Origin of the sequence: Nocardiopsis sp. ATB16-24 (genome assembly GCF_030271535.1) — a bacterium.
Lineage (GTDB): Bacteria > Actinomycetota > Actinomycetes > Streptosporangiales > Streptosporangiaceae > Nocardiopsis.
Genome location: NZ_JASCXJ010000002.1, coordinates 13,963 through 33,924 on the forward strand (window position 1 = coordinate 13,963; position 19,962 = coordinate 33,924).

The following is a 19,962-nucleotide window of genomic DNA, read 5'->3' on the forward strand; positions in this document are numbered from 1 at the left end:
GTCAGATCAGTACCAGTAGAAACGGCTGGCCCGTCCCCCGCGCTTCGCAAGTGCCACAGGCGAGCCCACAACGCGTGAGACAGCACTGAGCACATGACGCACTCTTCAAGGACCCGACGACATCCACATCCACGGGCCAGGCAGTTGACCGAGCCGCACGACAGGCAAGAGCGTACGACCCCGGCCGCGGGTCCCTACAGCGGCCCCATCCCCGTGGTGCGTACGACCGTGTACGACCCGGGGCCCCCGGTCGTGCGTGCGGTCCGCTGGCCGAGTGTGAGCGAGATCGCCTGGGGAGTGGCCTCGGACCGTGTCGCCATCATGCTGGCCGTCGCGCTGATCGTCATGACGATGCTCGCCGCCGGGCCGCTGCATCCGGTCGACAACTTCCTGAACGAACTCCCCCGACCCTACTGGGACCGGATACGGGACTTCCTCATCCTCTGGCCGGACACGGTCGCCTCCCGTGCCGTCGCGTTGCCCGTCCTGGGTGTCACCGCGCTCCAGTTGGCCTACTGGCACCGAAGTTGGCGTCCGATGGTGCTGAGCGCCGTCGGAGTGGTCGGGATGATGTCCATGGTGTCGGTGATGAAGCTGGCCATCAACCGGGGGCACGCCAAGCACTTCAACCCGGACTTCTTCGCGGGGCCGGGCAACGTGGCCTTCCCGTCCGGACACGGGGCCAACGCGATCCTCATCTACGGGCTGGTGCTGTTCCTCATCATCCGGTTCGGTGCCGCCCGACCGCACATCATCCGACGCCTGGCGTACTGCATCGTCGGTATCGCCCTGCTCCAGTCGACGGTCTCGGTCTACCTGCACTTCCACTGGTTCACGGACCTGGTGGCGGGGATGATCGCGGGCGGTTTCGCGCTGAGGGTGACGATCAGGCTGGACCGCATGTTCCCCCACGGTCGCACCACCGAGTGGTGGCCCTGGTACGGAAGACGACAGGAGTCGCTGCCCGCCAAGAGCTGAACCCCTCCCCACCCCGGGTCGCCTCGCGCCCGCCGGACTCCTTCCGGCGGGCGCTCGGCGTTCCGGCGGCCCCGAGCGTGAGTTCTCGCCAGGTCGACATGGCGAGGCGGCGATCGGAGGCCGGGCCCGTTCCCTCCGTGAGGAGGACCCTGAGCCCCGGTCAGCCCGGGGTCCTCACCAGTTCGCGCATCCTGGCCAGTCGTTCGAGGAACATCCGGTTCATCACGAACCGCACAAGCGTGCGGTCCACCATGGCCCCGAAGCGGGAGGCGAACTCCACCCGGTCGGTGTAGGCGGTTCCGGTCCCTTGTGGTGTCACCACATGGGTGTGCCGAAAATAGCGGAACAGCCCGCGCAGTTGGAGGTCGGTGAAGTGCTCGCCGTCCTGGAAGGAGTCGATGACGCCGACCCAGCGCACGGGCAGTACACCCGCCAGGCGCCAGCGCAACACCATCACCTCGCCTTCGGCGAACCCCCGTTCGGGCCAGCGCAGGACACGCACCCCGCCGGGCATGGAACGCTCCAGGCCGGACCTGCTCACACAGAGGGAGAAGACCCGGTCGGGGGGTGCCTCGAAGTACGCCGTGTAGACCGCCGTGCTCGTGGTCCGCGGTCGTTCGGTGGTGTGCGGCCCGCTCAGAAGCCCGCGCTCGTCGATCTCCCGGACCGTCATGATCCCTCCCGATGTCGAGTGCGTCGTCGTTTCCACCCCCGTATCCCCGGAGGGGACCACGCGCACACCGATTCCGCGCTCCTCAGGGCCCGGGGGTGGGCCCCGAACGCCACGGCCCTCTTGAGCGTCGGGGTCGAACGGGGGAACATCGGGAGCGGCGTGAGGTCCCTCCGGTAGCGGGAGGGGCGACACGCCAGGCCACCGTCCCGCTCGGATACGGGACGGTGGCCGCCTCGTCCACGCTGGTCAGGTGATGTTTCACGTGAAACCTTCCCCACGGACGTCCCCCGAAGTGGTCAGCGGCCCGTGCCGATCTGTGCGCGCTCCAGGGTGCAGGCCGTCGGACTCTCCAGGCACGCGCCCATCGCGCGATGCCACCTGTTGCCCCTGGCGCGGGGCTCCAGGGCGGCGATCGTCGCGCCGTACTTGGTGAACCGTGCCTCCCGGACGCCGAGCTCGTGCAGCCTGCGCTCGGTCGCGGTCAGACCGCCGCGCGTCTTGACCTCCAGCAGCACCACGTCGGATCGCATGCGCACCGACCAGCCCTTCCGGTAGCCGACCAGGTCGGTGTCCACGGTCACCCGCTCCAGGCCTGAGAGGGACACCACCGTGGTACGGCGGTAGTCGGTGACGGCACTGGCGCTCAGTACGTCCGGAGACTCCACGCCGTACGCGCACAACGTGTCGTCCAGGAACCGGCGGGTCTGCGGTGTCAGTCGATCCGGAGGTCCCCCGTACTCCATCCGGGTCTTGTCGGTGACGCCGCGCGTTCCCTTGAGCTTGATCTCGAACATGCGGGTCCCACCGGTGTCCACGTACGTGCGGGTCCTGGCCTTGAAGCGCATCCGTCGTCCCTGACGGTGGTCCTGGAAGGTCCGTAGACAGGGGGTGTCCAGGTAGGTGGACGAGTACTGGAAGTTCCACCGCCCGTCGATGGTCAGCACCCCGAACCGGTCCCCGGCCCCCGCGAACAGGGGTTCCATCATGTCGGCGGGCACGAGGTACTTACGACAGGTGCGGGTGACCAGGGCGGCGCGTTCGTTGATCTCGGCGAGGGACATCGGACGTAGTTCCGCCAGGATCGCGGTGGGCGTCTTCACGGTGGGCGTCTCCGTGGCGTTCGTCTCCACGGGGACCGAGGGCCGGGACAGGGGCGTGGCGCTCATCGTCCGGCCGACCAGGTCGGCGAAGGGAGGCCTCCGGAGCGCTCACGTGAGGGAGAGGGGACCGGCCGCGGTACCTGGAAGCGCACGTCGACGACCATCAGGTCGCGTACGTAATCGACCGAGGTCACCTCCACCTTCTTGACCCGGGCGCGCAGCCGGGCCTCCAGGTCCTGACGCAGCGCCACGGGGTCCTCGTGCACCACGTCCAGCGTCAGCACACGACGCTCGTGCCGGGAGAGGAGACGGGGGTGGTCGGCCGTGTACAGGCCGGCGAGCAGCAGGACGTTGAGCCCCAGCAGCACCCACGGCATCGGGGCGGCCACCGCGTTGACCAGACCGAGGGCGATGGCGGTGAAGTAGTAACCGATCTCCCCCTGACTGATCAGGTCCGAACGCAACCGCAGGATCGACAGCACACCGAACAACCCGAAGCCGACCGCGAGACCGACCTCCTGGTTGGTCAGCATGGAGACCACGGCGAAGATGCCGGTGTTCAGCGCCACATAGGCCAGGAGGAGATCGCGCCGTCCATGACGGCGGAAGTAGATGACGTAGGACAGGACCGTGATCGCGGTCGAGTTGACCGCCAAGGCGAACCAGAACATGTGACCATCCTGCGTACTGAGAGTGAGGAGTCCATGAGAAACGCATGAAGGAACCCTCATCTCCGTCATCTGCGGGGTTTCGGTCCGTCAAGATTTCAAAAACAACAGGGGGCGGAGGTGTCATCGACGCCTCCGCCCCCTGTCACCAGCGCGTTCGTCCGGTCAATCGGTCAACCGGTACCCCATTCCCCGTACCGTCACGATCCGCTCCGCGCCCACCTTGCGGCGCAACGCACGCACGAACACGTCCACCACGTTCGACCCCGGGTCATGGTCGTAGCCCCACACGTGCGAGAGCATCTGCTGCCGGGTGAGCACCTGCCCCGGATGCCGCATCAACAGTTCCAACAGGGCGAACTCCCGCGCGGTCAGGTCCACCGAGACCTCCTCCACCGCGACCCGCCGCGTACGCAGGTCCAACACCAGGCCGCCCGCGCGCAGCACGGTCGTCTCCACGGGCCGTTCGGCGCGCATGCGCAGCCGCACCCGCGCCAGCAGTTCCTCGAAGCGGAACGGTTTCGTCACGTAGTCGTCGGCTCCGATCTCCAGGCCCGTCACCGTGTCCCGCACGCCGTCGCGTGCCGTCAGGACGACCACGGGGATGTCCACGCCCATCGCGCGCACGCGCCTGAGGACATCGAACCCGTCGGTGTCCGGCAGCCCCAGATCCAGCAACATCAGGTCGAAACCGCCCGTCACCGCGTAGTCCACGGCGTCGGCACCGGTGTCCACCACGGTCGTGGTGAAACCGCTGGCCTCCAGGCCCTTACGGACGAACGAGGCGATCCGCTCCTCGTCCTCGACGATGAGGATGCGACTCACACGTACCTCTTTCCGGTGGGGATGACGAGTGTGAACGTGGAACCGGAGCCCGGGGTGGAGCGCAGGTCCACCCGCCCGTGATGGGCCTCCGCGATGGCCCGGACGATGGTCAGACCCAGACCTGCGCCCCGGTCCCCTCCGGTCGCCCCTCCGCCTCGTGAGAAGCGCTCGAAGACGCGCCCGTGCTCCTCGGCCGGGATGCCCGGCCCCTGGTCGGCGACCCAGAAACGCACGTGGTCGTCACCGAGGGCGGAGCCGATCCTGATCGTGGAACCGGGCTCGGTGTGGCGAACGGCGTTCGCGGCCAGCTGGACCATCGCCTGTGTCACCCGCTGCGGGTCCAGGAGGGCGTTCTCCTCGGCCAGCCTCTCCAGTCGCCAGTCACGGTCGCCGAGCGGGCGCACCTTGGCGTCGATGTCACTGGTCAGTTCGGCCAGGGACACCTCTCGCACGTGGAGGAAGTCGGGCTGCTGGGCCTTGGTCAGCAAGAGCAGGTCCTCGACGATCCGACCCATCCGGTCCAGTTCGTCGGTGACCAGACGCACGACCTCACGCCTCTCCTCGGGGTCGTCGCCCATCAACTCCAGGTGCCCGCGCACGATGGTGATGGGTGTGCGCAACTCGTGCCCGGCGTCGTCGATGAACCGCCGCTGGGCCGTGAAGGCGCCCTCCAACCGGTCCAGCATGCCGTTGAACTGCTCGGCGAGGGCGGCGATGTCGTCGCGTCCCGACACGTCGATGCGTCGGGTGAGGTCCTCTTCGGTGATCTGCGCGGCGGTCTGGCGTACCAGGCGCACGGGGGCCAGGATCCGACCCGCCACCCACCATGCGGCGGTGCTCGCGACCACCAGTCCCACCGCGCTGACCAGGACGATCGTCTGCATGGTGGTCGTGGTCGTGTCCTCGTCGGCCTCGGTGAAGTAGCCGATGACGAACCATCCCGGGGCGCCGTCCTGTCCCTCGGGGGGCAGAGCGCGGATCTTCTCCCAACGGAGGGGGCCGGCGGGGGTGTCCAGGGTTCCCCGGGCGCCGGGGGACTCCAGGATGGCCGCGGTCATGTCGGGGTCGGCGGACACGTCGAAGGGCGGTTCCTGACCCTGGCGGATTCGTCCGGCCTCGGAGGCGGAGCCGGGTGCGCTCCCCGCGCCCGTGTCGGAGGGGGCGGTCTCCTCCACCCAGCCGAACAGGATCTCGGCCTGGTCGGGGTACTGACGTTCCAGGTGGACCCGGATGAGGGTGGAGACGTCGGTGAACGGCTCCCCGGTACCGGGGTCGACCCCCACCTCGGCGAACTCCTGGAACTCGCCGATCTCCTGGGAGAGGGCGCGGTCGACACGGTCCTCGCCCTTGGCGGTGAGCATGCTCCACGTGACGATGTCGACGAGCAGGAGGACCACCGCCATGAGCAGGACGACCCAGGCCGTGATGAGCAGGCGGGCCGGGACACGGCGTCGTTGGGGCACCTCCGGCGGGGGTCCCTCCAGGACCATCGTGGGGTACAGAGCGGTGCGCTCGGGTCCGCCCCAGGCACCTCTGCCGGGTACGCCGCCGAGGTCCTCCGTCGGGGAGTCCCCGTCGAACGGGCCCTCAGTCGTCATCGTCGTCGTCCTCTTCGTCCTCGTCGTCCTCGTCGTCGCAGGGAGGAACCCGTCCCGGCTCCCCGGCCGGAGACGAAGGCGCGGGCGAGGGGCCAGCGTCGTGGGGAACGTCCTCCTCCGCGGTCCCGTCGTCGGTGACCGGCGGGGGAGGGGTGACGACGTCGTCGTCGGGGGGCGTGACGGTCTCGACACCCGGGGACTCACCGATCACCACTTCCCCCGGGGGATCGACGTCGGATCCCCGCCCGGGCATCGCCCACACCAGGACCGCCCCCGCGACCAGGAGGGCCGCCACGGTGCCGGTCAGCAGCAGTGACAGTGGTGATCTCATACTCACCGAGCATGTCCGGCGAGGAGGAACACAGGATGAAACGTACATGAGGATTTCTTCATCATCGCTCTTCGGAGGCGCCCCGACGGTCGTCCCGGGGAGACGATCCCGCCGCTGCGGCCCCGCTCGGGCGTCCCTTCTCCCCGGGGCCGACGGCGACCCGCCCACCACCGGTACACGAGCACGTTGGTGCGTGACGAAACGACGCAACGAAACCCAGAGCTCCCACGGAACCGGTTTCGTCACCGTGGGCCCCTGTGGTGAGTCCGCCAACGAAAGGCCGGAGACGCTGCTTCAGGAAACGGTCTCCGGCCCCCGGGCCCGTGGGGCTCGACCGCCCTCTCCGGTCTCCGGGGCGGTGAGCAGGCGGATCCCGTACGCCGCCACCAAGGCGCACACCGCCGCGACCAGGAGGCCGACCCGACCACCCGTGTAGCTCTCTCCCATGAACACCACGCCCACCACGGCGGCGGAGAGCGGGTTGGTGAAGGTGGTGACCCCCAGCGGGGCGCCCAGTTCCATGCCCTGGTAGGCGGCCTGTGCCAGGAACAGCCCCAGCACCGCGATCACGGGGGTGGCCAGCGAGGAGGCGTGCAGCAGACCGGTCGCACCGCTCTCCCCGATGACCACCACGGAGGTCTTGGCCGTGGCCGAGGAGACCCCGAAGGCCGTTCCCGCGGCCCCCGCCAACAGGTGACTGCGCCAGGCCACCGAGCGCACCCTTCCCGAGAGCCAGGCGGTCGCCACCAGTAGAGCCGTTGTACCGCAGCCGACCACCAGGGAGGCGGTGTCGTCGAGCACGCCTCCTCCGCCGCCGGTCACGGCCACGGCCAGCGGGACGCCCAGGGCCACGGAGGTGAGGGCGACCCCGCGCCACTCCGCGGCGCTGACCCGTCGTCCCTCGTTCCTGGCGGACCAGGGGACACCGAACACCAGCACCAGCACTCCGAGGGGCTGCACCACGGTCAGCGGTGCCTGGCTCACCGCCGCCACCTGGAAACCGGCCCGCCCTCCGTTGAACAGCAAGGACGACCACCACAGCGGGTGTCTGAGCAGAGCGGCCAGTGATCGGCCGTGAGTGAGCGGCTCGGCCACCCGCACCGCCAACCCGCGCTGGGTCACCGCCGCGGCCGTGTACGACGCGCACGACAGCACACCGAACACGATTCCCCACAGAACACCCGATTCCATAAGGAATGATCATTCCATTTCCCATGTCGGTGCTTTCATGGGCCTTCCGAAAGAAGACCGGAGAGCGGTGGGAGGAAGAAGGCCGCCCAGCGGAGCGGATCCTCGGGCAGGGCCAGGTCGGACAGGAACAGGCCGACGGCGAAGACGGGCACTCCGCGAAAGACCATGATGAACGTGGCGCGACCGAGGTCCTGGGCCGGCCGCCGGCCCAGAAGGGACACCGGGCGCAGCAGGTCGGTGACCACGTCCCCCGAACGCACCCGCTCGCCCAGTTCCAGGGGCGGGCCCATGACGGCGGTCGTACCGAGAAGGGCCGGAGCGACGAAGACATGGGTGACGGCGCCCTGGGCGACGTAGCCGCTGCTCTCCGGCCTCGCGGAGAACAGGGCGAGCATGACGGTCGCGTTGATCACGCCGAAGATGGCGTCGGTGAAGAGGCCGGCGACGGTGGCCGCACGGTGGGTGGAGTGTCGGTGCAGCCCTGGGGCGTACACCGCGCAATGGACACGCGCGGGAGCGCGGCTTCCTGGAAGTCGGAACGTGCAGGTGGTCTTCTGGTCCGCGTACCGACGAGAGGGCGCCGGGAGACACGGGTCCGGCACGTCCCTGACGAGCCGAGGCTCAGGTCCGGGTCGCCGCGAACGGCGGAGACGACACGGCCGGCCGTACTCGCACGGCACTTCTCACGAAGACCCGCCCGTGGAGGAGTGGGACGTCCACACGTGGAACGGAAGGGGGGAGAGAAGCCGCCCGCGTGGGTAGGGAGAGCGTATGGCAACCCCCCGATCACTCCCCTCATGGCATCCGACGAGAACCATGCTCCTGGCCCTGGTCGCCGCGTTCGCCCTCGTCCTGGGATCGGCGCCGCTCGCGCCGCCGGCCCACGCCGCGTGGGTCGGCGGCGGCACGGAACTGCGCCAGGGCAGCACCGGCCCCGAGGTGTCCGCGGTCCAGGAACGTCTCACCGAACTGGGCTACTGGATCGACGGTGTGGACGGCTGGTTCGGCTTCCACACCGAACAGGCCGTGGTGGCGCTACAGAAGGCCGCGGGCATCGCCCGGGACGGCGTCGTGGGCCCCGACACCCGTGCCGCCCTGGCCGAGGGCGTGCGCCCGCGGGCCCAGAGCACCTCCGGCGACCTGCTGGAGATCGACCTGGACGGACAACTGCTGCTGGTGGTCTCCGACGGAGAGGTGAAGCGTGTGATCAACACCTCCACCGGCTCGGGCCTGCCCTACGAGGCCTCGGACGGCAGTGAGCGGATCGCCACCACCCCGACCGGCACCTACACCGTCTTCCGCGAGGTCGACGCCTGGGACCCGGGCCCCTACGGGGCGCTCTACAGACCCAAGTACTTCCACGGTGGCATCGCCGTGCACGGTTACCCGAGCGTCCCGCCCGAGCCCGCCTCCAAGGGGTGCGCCCGGGTGAGTCTGGCCGCGATGGACTGGCTCTGGGAGAACGGCCACATCGACGTGCACACCACCGTCCTGGTGCGCTGACCGGCGGACGAGGCCGCCCGGCCCCTCCGTCACGATCCGCCTCCGCCCAGGTCGGCTCACGGTCCGCAGCCGACGCCGGACGACCGCCCGGCGTCGGCCCCCGCCCTCTTCGGCCGGGATCGCCCCGGTTACCGTGGTCGGATGTCCCACGTGTTCGTCCCGATCGCGGAAGCCGTCTGGCCGGGGGAGTTGCGGCCCTACCAACGCACCGCCCTGGAGGAGGTCGACGCCCGCTGGGCCGCCGGGCATCGACGCACGTGGATCGTGCTCCCACCGGGTTCGGGCAAGACGCTCGTGGGGCTGGAGGCCGCCCGGCGTCTGGGCCGCCGTATCGTCGTCCTCGTCCCCAACACCGCCATCCAGGGGCAGTGGATCGCGCACTGGAAGTCCTTCGACCGTCCCGAGGGATGCACCGCGGGAAGCTCCAGGGGTCTGGAGGACGGCGTCAACGTCCTCACCTACCAGTCCCTCGCCGTCTTCGACCCCGACGCCGAGACCGACGAGGAGGGACGTGGCACCTCCTCCGTCCGCGACCGGCTGCACGCCAACGGACGCGCCCTCGTGGACGCCCTGCACGACGCCGGTCCCCTCACCGTCCTGCTGGACGAGTGCCACCACCTGCTCCAGGTGTGGGGACGTCTGCTCGACGAGATCCTCGCCGAACTCCCCGACGCACACGTCATCGGCCTGACCGGGACCCCCGCCGACAGCCTCACCGCGGCCGAGAAGGACCTGGTCGACCGTCTCTTCGGAGAGCCCGTCACCGGGGCCTCCATCCCCGCCCTGGTACGCGACGGGTACCTGGCGCCGTTCGCCGAACTCGCCTACGTCACCGAACCCACCGTGACCGAACGCGAGTACCTCGCCGAGCAGGGCACCCGCTTCACCCGGTTGTGCACGGAGCTGCTCGCCCCCGGCTTCGCCGACACCGACTTCCTGCCCTGGGTGGACGCACGCTTCGTCGACCGTGCCACCGCCGACGGGGCACGGGTGTCCTGGGCCCGGCTCGCCGCCCGTGAACCCTCCCTCACCGACGCCGTACTGCGCCTGCACCACGCGGGACTGTGCGCGCTGCCCGAGGGAGCCCGCCTCCTCGAACAGCACAGGCGTCCACCCACCGCCGAGGACTGGACCGCGCTGATCGGCGACTACGCGCGCCACTGCCTCACCGGCTCCGCACGCGACCGCGAGGCCCGCGAACGCCTTCGGGTCGCACTGCCGTCGGTCGGCCACCACCTCACCCGCCACGGGGTCCGCGCCGGAGCCTCGCCCGTCGACCGGGTCCTGGCCCGCAGCGACGCCAAGTCCCACGCCACCGTCGAGATCATCGCGGCGGAGAAGGACGCGGTCGGCCCCCGACTACGGGCCCTGGTCCTGTGCGACCACGAACGCGCGAGCGCCAGGCCCCCCGCCTCCCTCCGGGGGGTGTTGTCCGACGACGCCGGATCCGCGTGGCTCCAACTGGCCGTGCTCGCCGCCGACCCGCGTACCCGAGGGCTCGACCCGGTCCTGGTCACCGGCCGTACCGTGGCCATGGCGCCGCTGACCGGCGCGACGTTCCTGGAGTTCGCGCGCGACGCGCTCCCCCACCTCCTCCTCACCGCACGGGAGGTCGACGGACTGCACGTCATCGAGGGACCCTGGACCTCCCGTACCTGGGTCGGGGTGGTGACCCGGTTCCTGGAGTCCGGGGAAAGTCAGGTGCTCGTCGGCACCCGCGCCCTGCTGGGGGAGGGGTGGGACGCGCGTGGGGTGAACACGGTCATCGACCTGACCACCGCCACCACGCCGACCGCCGTCGTGCAGAGCCGGGGCCGGGCGCTGCGACTCGACCCGTCCTGGCCGGAGAAGACCGCGCACACCTGGACGGTCGTGTGCGTCAGCCGGGAGCATCCGCGAGGCGATGCCGACTGGGACCGGTTCGTGCGCAAACACCAGGGTTATCTGGGGGTGAGCGATGACGGCGAGGTGATGAGCGGGGTCTCCCACGTGGACCCGGCGTTCTCTCCGTACGAACCGCCCGAGGACCCTGAGGAGGTCAACCGTCGGATGCTCGCCCGAGCCCGCGACCGTGGACGCACGCGTGCGCGCTGGCGGATCGGCGAACCCTACGAGGACACCCTGCTGCCCACCCTGCGGGTGCGTTCACCACGCGCCCCCGCCGTACGGGGGGAGGACCTCCCCGTTCCCGAGCCGCCCACCGTACTGCCCGCACCCGCCGGAGCCGTGGGCGGCGAGCACGGCGGCACGTCCGTCCTCGCGGTCGTCGCGGCGGTCTTGGCCGCGCTGTCGACGGCGGCGGCCCTCCTCCTCCCCTGGCTGCTCGTGGTGGGAGTGGTGTGCGCGGTGGTCGCCGTCCTCGCCCACCGGACGCACCGCCTGCGCCGGACGGTGGAGCTTCTCGGCCGTGCGGCGGAACCGGTGGCTCCGAGTCGGTACGCGTGCGCGGTCGCCGACGCCCTCCGCGCCGCGGGCCACTCGCCGGTCGGAGCCGAGGGGGTGCGCGTCCACGTGGACACCGACGGCGTGTACCGGTTCACGTTGACCGGTGCCGGGCCCGAGGCGGCGGAGAGGTTCACGACCGCGCTGGAGGAGGTGCTGGGTCCGTTGGGGGGAAGTCCGCGCTACATGGTGCCCCGCCACGTCCTGCCCGTACCGGCGGACGAGGCCGAGGCCCGCGCGCACGCGCGAGCCCACATCGCGGGCAGACCCCTGCCGAACACGACCGTGTACCACGCGGTCCCCACGCTCATGGGGCGCGACCGCGAGGGCGCGAGGGCCTTCGCGGCGGCGTGGAACCGGTGGGTCTGTGAGGCGGAGGTCGTGTACCTGCGGACCGAGCACGGACGCGAGCTGTTCGAGAGGCACTTCGGCGACTCGCCCACGGAGGAGTCCACCGCCCACCGCCTCGCCTGGGAGTGAGTCCTCCGCTCCGGTGGCGGCGGGAGAGGGCGGCGGGCCGACCCCGGCGGTCGGGGCCTTCGCGCCCCGAGGACGGACGGGACGCCCTCAGCGCTCGAAGCCACTGCGGAAGGGGAAGTAGTCGGAGAGGAACCCGGTGATGTGCTCCTCGGCCTCCTCCTCCGCCTCGGTGGTGTCGTTGACGCAGAAGGAGTCGAAGTTCCTGTGCGCCAGCAGGGCCCGGGTCCGCAGACGTACCGCGTCGGAATCCGCGAGGTTGAGGTAGGTGTAGCGCATGCCTCCGACCACGGCCCTGCCCGTGAGGAGCGCGTAGTGGTGGTGCAGAGACGACGGTATGGAGTGGTCGTCGGGACTGCGGAAACGTGACGCGGCGGTCCGGGCGAAGGCCTCGGGGAACTCCCGCTCCAGCTCGTCGAGGAGCGAACGGCGCTGGGGGATCGGCGTGTGCTTGAACTTGGTCGTGGGCACCCTGCCGAAGCGCTGTTCCAGGAGTGTGCTGTTGCGCTTGGCGGCGGCGTCCACGGGCTGGTCCTCGGCACTGACCTCTCCCAGGCCGAAGCGGTAGGGCGAGGGGTTCAGCTTCACGAGCCCGTTGGGGTGGAAGAAGAGGGAGGGGTGCGCGGGGCGGCCGAAGAACACGTCGTCGTTGAGGTAGAGGTAGTGCTCGGCCAGGCCGTCGATGTGGTGCAGCTGCGACTCGATGGCGTGTGAGTTGAACACCGGAAGGAGGGACGGGTCGCTGAAGATCTCCTTGTGGTCCACCACCCGCACCCTGGGGTGGTCGGTGTCGAGCCACGGCGGCGTCTGACCGTCGGTGACGATGAAGACGTTGCGCACGAAGGGGGCGAACATCTCCAGCGAACGCAGTGAGTAGCGCAGCTCGTCCCTGCTGGTGTAACGGGAGTCCGAGGCCGCGTCCGGGTTGACCGGGGCCTCGTCACCGAGGTGGGCGTCGCGCTTGGCGAGCCAGATCGGATCGGAGCCGTCGACCCAGGTGTAGACGACGTCGATCGGGAAGGTGATGTCGGTGGCGAGATCCCAGGTGAAGGCGTTCAGTGTGGGATGTGACCGGTCTCCGACCATGACCCGGGTCTCTTCTCGGGCCCTGCCGGGGATCACCTCGCTGACCGGGTTGGGCTGGGGTGCGATGAGCGAGTCCCGCAGGATGTGCTCGGGCGCCACCACCCGGAGGGTGTCGAGTCTGTCCTCATGGTCGGGCGACTCCAGGAACCGCTCGCCCTCCTGCCAGAACTCGATGGTGAAACCGTGCGCGGGTCCGACCACCACGGGCCCCCGATCCCCGACCACGTGCTCTCCGAGCCTGATCACGGGCGCGTGACGGAGGCGGCGCAGGAGGCGTGGGGAGAGGGGGCGATATCCGTTCCTGGTCTTCACGTAGGTTCCGCGCAGGCTGTAATGGGAGGAGAGCACCGAAAGGACGGCGTCCCTTTTCTCTTCCGGCACGGCGACCGAATAGTGGTAAATGTTGTCAGAACGGACGATGAAGTATGCGATGTCCTGTTTCCGCAGGAGGTCGGTGAAGCGGTTCGTCTGCCGGGCGGTGAGGTCCTCGGTGCTGAAGGGACCGGACCAGGGCCGGGCGAGGACGGGTTCGCGCTGGTAGGCGGACACGACGAGCGCGGTGTCCCTTCTCCTGTGTCGCCGGGAGGCCGGGAGGAAGAGCGCCTTCTTGAGGGAGAACGGGGTCATTCTCCTGAGAATTCTCCGGGCTCTTCTGAAGTAATAGGGGAGATTCTGCATCTGCTGTCCACCTTGGTTTCTTCTGTCACATGGAGGAGAACATGGACATCTTCTTCCGCGAGAGGCGACTCTCCTGACGGCGGATTCGAGATCCTCTCGTGTCGAGGATGCGATTCGCGCTGGTTGTTCTATTTTTTGCTATATGCCGGAAAAATGCTGGATCATCCCCTACCCGGATGAGCGCGGCGTCCTACATGGAAGACGGTGGCCCGCCTGGTGAGATCGGACACGGTCGCCTCCGGAGGGGTCGTGTCCGCCGTGTGAGCGACCTCTCCGGGGCGTGGGCGCACCTCCTCGGGCGGCGTCGGGGCCTTCGAGATCGGGCGCTGTGACGGAGCGCGGGCCGGACACACCGGAGGAGCCGAAGCGCGGAGGTGGGGTACCCGACGCTGTGAGCTGTGGCGAAGGCGCCCGCGGGGCGCGGTCGAGGCTCACGCGCCTTCCCCGCACCGGTGGGTGCGCCGCAGGAGGCCGCTCCGGAGAGGTCGCGGCGACCGAGGGCGGGAGGAGCGCCGGGCCACGCCGCCTGGGAGGTAGTTATGGTCATCCGAAACAGGATTTTGAGTCTGCCTATTTATGAAGCGTGAAAGGGATCGTTATGATCTCCCAGTTCGGAGCGCTTCCGAGGCTTTTCCTGCCATGGACGTTCCTCTCGTTCTTCGGATGGCGTGGGATGGATTTTGGAGAGAAAGTCCACAGTGGTACGGACAAAGACAGGTCGTCGTACCCAAGGGAGGCCAATGCCCCTACCGAATCGGGACCACCGCCGCTTTCGTGTGTCGTGATCATCCGGTAGATTTCTCTGTAACCGAACAGTCGGTGTTGCTTCCGAGACGGTCCGTCCACCGGCTTTCGTCGTTCTCTTCCCTTTTGCTCTCCTGTGACCGAACAGCCGTATCCCAGACTCGTTGACTGGTGAATAAGGAGAAGGTGTGACCACCACGGGTGTTCTTGAGCCCACGGGGCCAAACAGCGCCCTGAGACGCACCAGCTGGGTGGACCGTGTCCTGGCCACCGACGCCGTCGTCGTCGAGAGCCGCCTTCCGGTGCGCGCCCTGGCCGGGTACGACCGACGTCCCAACCCCCTGAACGCTCGCACCCCGGCCGAGTTCCTGCTGATCATGCGCCGTTACCTCGTCTGGGCGGGTGACTGGTCCTACCGCGAGCTGGAGCACCTGTGCGGGGGAGCGGTCAGACACTCCACCTTCCGTGAGGTCCTGGAGGGCACCGAACTGCCCCGCTACGTGTTCCTGATGGCCTTCGTGACCGCGTGCGCCGGCGAGGACGAAAGAGAGCGGCGGCGTTGGACCACCGCCTGGCACAGACTCCGGTCCGGCGACCGCTGAAGACCCCGTCTCACACCCGGGGGAAGAGGTCGTCCACGAAGGCGTTGCGGAACTTCCCCGCGGGGTCGAGCCTGTGCGTCAGGGCCTCGAAGTCCGCCGCGCGTTCATACGTGCCGATGACGTCCGCGGCGGCCATCGTGGTGAGCTTGCCCCAGTGGGGGCGGGCACCCAACGGCAGGAGTCGCTCCTCCACGGAGGCCAGGACCCGCGTCACGGCCACCGGATCGCTGTGCCAGGTGAAGTGGAAGGTGACGCAGTCCCGGCCGTGGGCGGGGCTCAACCACAGATCGTCCGCGCGGACCGTCCGCACCTCCGCGACGTGCAGCACCGGGGCCACCAGGTGCCCGATCCCGCGAAGGACGGTGAAGGCGGCCTCGGCGGAGGCGCGGGGAACGTAGAACTCCGACTGCAACTCCCGGCCGGCGCTCGGCTCCAGCCCGGGTCGGAAATGGGGGAGCCGCTCGTACCAGGGTCCGACGGCCCCCCTCTGCTCGGTGCTGTGCTCGGGCGGCATTCCGGGGACGGGATGCACCTGCCGCCGCGCCGGGCGGCCACCGTCCCATCCCCTCTCCGCGCGGTCGGTGCGGTGCTTGAGCCACACCATGCCCTCCTCGCGCCAGTCGGTGAAGAGGCTGACGCTGTAGGCGGCACCGAACACCTCTTCGACGTGTGCGGACACCTCCCCCAGAGACACCCCGACACGGACCCGCTGGGCCATCCGGAACGCCGGCTCGATGTCCAGGCGGAGCCGGGTGACCACGCCGAGCGCGCCGAGCGCGACGACCGCACCGGGAAGGACCTCGGGATCCTCGTCGCGGCTCAGCCAGGTCAGGTCCCCTTCGGGACCGACGAACTGGATCGCGCGGACGGCGGCCGACAGACAACGCAGGTCGTCCCCGGAGCCGTGCGTGCCGGTCGCACAGGACCCGGCGATCGAGATGTGGGGAAGCGACGCCAGGTTCGCCAGCGCGAACCCCTTCGCGTCCAGCGCGGTGACCAGTTCGGCGTAGCGCATGCCCGCGGTGACGGTGACGGTCGAGTTCCGCTCGTCCACCACCGCTTCGGAAGGAAGACCGTCCAGGCGTACCAGGTCGTGCTCGGAGTCCGCGACGAGGTTGAAGGAGTGGCCGCTGCCAAGGGCGCGGATCCGCGTGCTCTCACACACGAGGCGGCGCAGTTCGTCGACCGTCCGGGGGCGGTGGATCCGCGGACTGCCGAAGGTGACGTTGCCGGCCCAGTTGGTGGTCCGGGCACGCGGTTCGGGCATGGGCCCTCCGTTGTGGGGGGAGCGCCGTGCGTTCGCCGGTCTCCGGACGTCGCCACGGCGGGTGGAGTCTTCTCCGGAGGATAGTCGGGGGTCCGTGCGCGGCCGGGACGGGACGCACGGAAGGCGGGTCGGTGTCAGGTCCGTTCGTCCGCTCCACCTCGGAAACCGGCCTTCTCGACCACCTCCAGCGACCTCGCCATCCCTTCCTCGCACTCGGCGTCCCAGTCGACCGGGAGGTCGAGAACATCCCCGAGTCGGTGGTGTGCGGGCAGCTCCTCGGGGCCGAGCCGTTCACGACGCTCGCGTGTGTCCAGGCCCCCCTCACCGAAGCGGCCGTTGGCCTCCGAGACCGCGAAGCCCGGCACGAACGTGCCGACCATCCTCTCCAGCCCGGCCACTCGCTCCTTGGGCACACCGGCGTCCGTGTCCCGCGGACGCCGGGAAGGAAGGGACGTTCCCGGCGTAGAAAGGTTGACAAAGAATTCGAGATGATCCGAATTTATTTGTGCACCTGAAGGGAGGGTGCAGGTGGTTATGTTTCTGTTGTTGCGATTTATCCTTCTGTTGTTTTCCGTTGCCTAAGGTCGTTCATCGGTAAAGGGTCGGCGCTTCCGCCTCCGCTCGGACACCACGCTCCCGAGCCGGTCCCTCCCTCACGTTGGACGAGGACGTGGCCCGGCCGTCATCCCCCAGCCGGTCGTCACGGACCGGACGCACACGAACGAGGATTCCCTTGTCTTCTTCCTCTCCCATTCCTGTACGACGCGTGCTCCAGGGCGGTCTCGCCTTCGTCGCGTTCGGTGCGCTCGGCGTCGCGGCGGCCGTTCCCGCCCACGCCGAGAACGGAGAGGTCGGTTACGCGCACGCCGAGATCGCGGGCGACGCCGCGGTCACCGTGTTCTTCCCGAGAGAGGCCGACTTCCACGGGACCCATCGGTACCTGACCGCCTACGACGACGAGATCTTCGCCGACTCCCGCACGTCCGTCCTCACGGATGTCGACAAGGACGAACTGCTCTCCCGGGTGAGGTTCGAGGAGTTGCGCATCGAACTCACGGAGGCCGACCTGGAGGCGATGCGGGAGGCCGCCGAGAACGGCGTCTCCCAGCCCGGCCTGGAGAACCCCGAAGGAGGATCGGACGAGCCGCTCCTCCACGCCTCCTTCACCGGCGTCGAGATCGCGGTCACCCAGAACTGGGCCGGCGACAGGGAGTTCACCCACGACCAGGGCACCGAGTCCGTCGAGGTGAACGAACTCGGCGCCGAGATCTCCTTCGTCACCGAGACCGAGCCCTGGCACGAAACCCTCAGGAACGAGTCGCTGCGGTGGCAGGACATGGACGTGGAGCAGGAGCTGTGGGGCGGGAGGCAGACCCTGGAGATGGTCGTGACCTTCCCCGACGAGGGGTTCAGCGTCTCCTACGGGATCGGCGAGACCATCGTCGCATCGGACACCGACCCCGCCGGGGCCGGGGAGGAGGACCCTGGCGAGGACTCCGGTGAGGGTCCGGGGGACGGCGATGGTGACGACGAGTCCGGCACGGGCGACGAAGACGACGGTGCCACCGGTGGGGACGGCCGGGACGATGGCCGAGACGAGGAGGACGGCTCCGGTGCCGGGGAGCCCTCCGAGGAGGACGTCCGCGACCCGTCCGAGGAGGAGACCGGGGACGAGTCCGGCGGTCCGTTGGCGGAGACCGGCGGCCCGGTCGCGGCGCTGATCGCCGCCGGCGCCGCGGTCACGGCCGGAGGCGGAGCCGCCGTCTATCTGGTCCGCCGTAGGAAGGCCGGAGCCACGGACGCCGAGGAGTCCGACGAGGGCTGAGCGAGGAAGGTCGCCCGTTCCTGAAACGGCCCCCGGGATCGGTCGCCGATCCCGGGGGCCGTCGCGTGTGCCCTGAGCGTCTCGGACCTGGAACCGATGGGAGGACGGCCTCAGAGTCCCCACCACGGGAAAGGATTCCCGGCCCCGGGGGTCCGTCCAATACGGAGAGCGGAGAACGTCGCGGAACCGACTACCCATAAGTAACGCACGGTTCGCCCGCGAGAAGGCCGCGATTCGATAAACGTGTCGGTGTCGACCACCGCAGGGGGGAGACCATCATTTCCAAGCCCTGGCCATCATCAGGAATGGGGAGACATGGGCAGACAAGGCTTCGGCGCGCTCCTGACGGACGACCAATGGGCGCTTTTCCTCAAGTCGGGCGCCACCCGACGGTTCCACACCGGTGAAACGATCGTCCGACAAGGGGAAGAGGACGACACCGTCTTCATGCTCGCCGAAGGCATGATCAAAGTCTCCATGGTGCGCTCCGACGGAATCGAGTCGCTGATGGCCCTGCGTGGGGCCGGAGAGGCGATCGGCGAGTTCGCCGCGTTGTCCGGTCTGCCCAGAACGGCGACGGTCACCGCGTCGGGAGGACCCTGTCTCACCCGCGTGATGAGCGGTTTCCAGTTCCGGTTGTTGATCAAGGGGCAGGACCTGGAACGCGCCTTGTGGGAGCACATCGTGACGCGCCAGCGAGAGAGCGAGGAACTGCGCTCGGAGATGGCCGCCCTGCCCTCGGGGCAGCGGTTGGCGGCGACCCTGCTCAGACTCGCCGCCCTCCTGGGCAGCGACATCGGCACGAGGGCGACCCGCGACGGAAAGGCGGAGGGGGCTCACCGGGGCACCGTGCTCAAGTTCGGACTGACCCAAAGAGAACTCGGTGACTCCCTGGGGCTGTCCAGGGCGTCGATCGCGGCCGAGTTCGGCAGACTGCGCTCGCTCGGGGTGATCAGTACGGGGCGCCAGTTCATCACGATCCGCGATGTCGAGCGTCTGAGAAGGCTGGCCGAAGGAGAAGAGCGGGAGGAGGAATCCCGAAAAAACCAAGGCCGATGATCCTGGTGTGTCCAGTTCTGGACACAGCACGGACGTGAAGCAGGAGATCTTCGGGAGGAGCACTTCCTCACCCGTCATCGAGGAGCCCCGATGTCGACGAAGATCCCCCGGCGTTCACGGCGCACGAGCAGGACGATGCCGCCGTACCGCGCCGTGCTGGCGGTGGACGCGGAGAAGTATTCACGCACCTCGTCGTACAACCAGCACATCCTCAGCAACACGATCAGGGACGCCCTGGCGGAGGCGTTCCATGGCAGTGGTCTGGAAGGCCTGTGGAAGAACGCCTCCTTTCCCCAGTCCACCGGTGACGGTTACGTGGTCGGCGTCCCGCCCGAACACCTCCCCCTGCTGATCCATCCGCTCATGAACGAACTCCAGGAGGTCCTGGGCGACGTACAGCCGGGCCTGGCCTTCGAGGACAGGGCCCTGCGCCTGCGGTTGCGCGCCGCCATCGGCCTGGGACCGCTGCCGGACAGCGGGGGAGACGAACACGGCGACGGCACGGGTACGGCCATGAACGAGACGCACCGCCTGCTGGACGCACCCGAACTGCGCGCGGAACTGGCCGGCTCCGACCCGGACATCACCTTCCTGGCGGTGGGTCTCACCCGGCGCGTCTACGAGGACGCCGTGCTCGGCGGCTACGTCGGTCTGGCACCCCGCCTGTTCCGCGCCGCCGAGGTGGACCTTCCCGACAAGGAGTACCGGGCGGAGGCCTACCTCCACGTGCCCCGGCCCTCACTGAGACCGGAAAACGACAGGGAACAGGGCGGTGGTCCGGTCGGGGCGAAGGCTCCTTCCCGAGGGAACGGGCGGTCCAGGGGAGAGATCGTGTTCGAGGCGGTGACGGATGTCCAGCCCGGGTAGCGCGGTCGGTGACCCTTCCGAGAAGGAGGCAGGGAGGGGGCACCGGAA

At 69.2% G+C, this 19,962-nt stretch carries 18 protein-coding genes; 7 read left to right on the top strand and 11 right to left on the bottom strand.

What is annotated here, in order from left to right; all coding sequences use genetic code 11:
- Positions 1-213 precede the first annotated feature (213 nt).
- Positions 214-978: a phosphatase PAP2 family protein gene (locus PFX91_RS02090; protein ID WP_285729525.1), complete on the top strand. Its 765-nt coding sequence runs from the start codon at positions 214-216 to the stop codon at positions 976-978.
- Positions 979-1,138: 160 nt separating this feature from the next.
- Here the strand turns inward: PFX91_RS02090 and PFX91_RS02095 are convergent, their stop codons facing one another.
- From PFX91_RS02095 to PFX91_RS02130, 8 genes are all read right to left on the bottom strand, one after another.
- Positions 1,139-1,651, bottom strand: coding sequence for an SRPBCC family protein (locus PFX91_RS02095; RefSeq protein WP_285729002.1), 513 nt, complete (start codon positions 1,649-1,651; stop codon positions 1,139-1,141).
- 296 nt (positions 1,652-1,947) lie between these two features.
- Positions 1,948-2,817: a polyphosphate polymerase domain-containing protein gene (locus tag PFX91_RS02100; protein ID WP_502888236.1), complete on the bottom strand. Its 870-nt coding sequence runs from the start codon at positions 2,815-2,817 to the stop codon at positions 1,948-1,950.
- Positions 2,814-3,422: a DUF4956 domain-containing protein gene (locus tag PFX91_RS02105; protein ID WP_285729003.1), complete on the bottom strand. Its 609-nt coding sequence runs from the start codon at positions 3,420-3,422 to the stop codon at positions 2,814-2,816. Before PFX91_RS02105 ends, PFX91_RS02100 begins: the two co-directional genes overlap by 4 nt.
- Before the next feature lie 162 nt (positions 3,423-3,584).
- A complete protein-coding gene (locus tag PFX91_RS02110) occupies positions 3,585-4,244 on the bottom strand; it encodes a response regulator transcription factor (RefSeq protein WP_285729004.1) in 660 nt (219 codons plus the stop codon).
- Complete coding sequence (locus tag PFX91_RS02115; protein ID WP_285729005.1) at positions 4,241-5,842, bottom strand: sensor histidine kinase; 1,602 nt, start codon at positions 5,840-5,842, stop codon at positions 4,241-4,243. Before PFX91_RS02115 ends, PFX91_RS02110 begins: the two co-directional genes overlap by 4 nt.
- The gene (locus tag PFX91_RS02120) at positions 5,832-6,173 is read right to left on the bottom strand and encodes a hypothetical protein (protein ID WP_285729006.1); all 342 of its coding nucleotides are present in this window, start codon (positions 6,171-6,173) and stop codon (positions 5,832-5,834) included. Before PFX91_RS02120 ends, PFX91_RS02115 begins: the two co-directional genes overlap by 11 nt.
- Positions 6,174-6,467: 294 nt before the next feature.
- Positions 6,468-7,364, bottom strand: coding sequence for a DMT family transporter (locus PFX91_RS02125; RefSeq protein ID WP_285729007.1), 897 nt, complete (start codon positions 7,362-7,364; stop codon positions 6,468-6,470).
- A gap of 35 nt (positions 7,365-7,399) precedes the next feature.
- Complete coding sequence (locus PFX91_RS02130) at positions 7,400-7,858, bottom strand: hypothetical protein (protein ID WP_285729009.1); 459 nt, start codon at positions 7,856-7,858, stop codon at positions 7,400-7,402.
- Positions 7,859-8,135: 277 nt separating this feature from the next.
- Between PFX91_RS02130 and PFX91_RS02135 the strand changes: the two genes are divergently transcribed.
- Together PFX91_RS02135 and PFX91_RS02140 are read left to right on the top strand one after the other, a co-directional pair.
- Positions 8,136-8,867, top strand: a complete 732-nt coding sequence (locus tag PFX91_RS02135) for a L,D-transpeptidase family protein (RefSeq protein ID WP_285729010.1) — start codon at positions 8,136-8,138, stop codon at positions 8,865-8,867.
- Between the two features lie 141 nt (positions 8,868-9,008).
- Positions 9,009-11,789 (top strand): DEAD/DEAH box helicase family protein, encoded by a 2,781-nt coding sequence (locus PFX91_RS02140; RefSeq protein ID WP_285729011.1) that lies wholly within the window; start codon positions 9,009-9,011, stop codon positions 11,787-11,789.
- A gap of 87 nt (positions 11,790-11,876) precedes the next feature.
- Here the strand turns inward: PFX91_RS02140 and PFX91_RS02145 are convergent, their stop codons facing one another.
- Positions 11,877-13,499, bottom strand: coding sequence for a stealth family protein (locus PFX91_RS02145; protein ID WP_285729012.1), 1,623 nt, complete (start codon positions 13,497-13,499; stop codon positions 11,877-11,879).
- 983 nt (positions 13,500-14,482) lie between these two features.
- On the opposite strand from PFX91_RS02145, the gene PFX91_RS02150 reads away from it, so the two are divergent.
- Positions 14,483-14,896, top strand: coding sequence for a hypothetical protein (locus PFX91_RS02150; protein WP_285729013.1), 414 nt, complete (start codon positions 14,483-14,485; stop codon positions 14,894-14,896).
- Between the two features lie 10 nt (positions 14,897-14,906).
- Here the strand turns inward: PFX91_RS02150 and PFX91_RS02155 are convergent, their stop codons facing one another.
- The gene (locus tag PFX91_RS02155; protein ID WP_285729014.1) at positions 14,907-16,163 is read right to left on the bottom strand and encodes a D-arabinono-1,4-lactone oxidase; all 1,257 of its coding nucleotides are present in this window, start codon (positions 16,161-16,163) and stop codon (positions 14,907-14,909) included.
- Between the two features lie 134 nt (positions 16,164-16,297).
- On the bottom strand, positions 16,298-16,576 hold the full coding sequence (locus tag PFX91_RS02160; protein WP_285729015.1) for a hypothetical protein: 279 nt from the start codon (positions 16,574-16,576) through the stop codon (positions 16,298-16,300).
- A gap of 353 nt (positions 16,577-16,929) precedes the next feature.
- Here PFX91_RS02160 and PFX91_RS02165 point away from each other — a divergent pair, with 353 nt between their 5' ends.
- The 3 genes from PFX91_RS02165 (at position 16,930) to PFX91_RS02175 (ending at position 19,914) form a co-directional block, all read left to right on the top strand.
- Entirely contained in the window at positions 16,930-17,988 is a 1,059-nt protein-coding gene (locus PFX91_RS02165; protein WP_285729017.1) for a GAF domain-containing protein, read from the top strand.
- Between the two features lie 315 nt (positions 17,989-18,303).
- A complete protein-coding gene (locus PFX91_RS02170) occupies positions 18,304-19,047 on the top strand; it encodes a Crp/Fnr family transcriptional regulator (RefSeq protein ID WP_285729018.1) in 744 nt (247 codons plus the stop codon).
- Positions 19,048-19,137: 90 nt separating this feature from the next.
- Entirely contained in the window at positions 19,138-19,914 is a 777-nt protein-coding gene (locus PFX91_RS02175; protein WP_285729019.1) for a hypothetical protein, read from the top strand.
- The last annotated feature ends 48 nt before the right edge of the window (positions 19,915-19,962 follow it).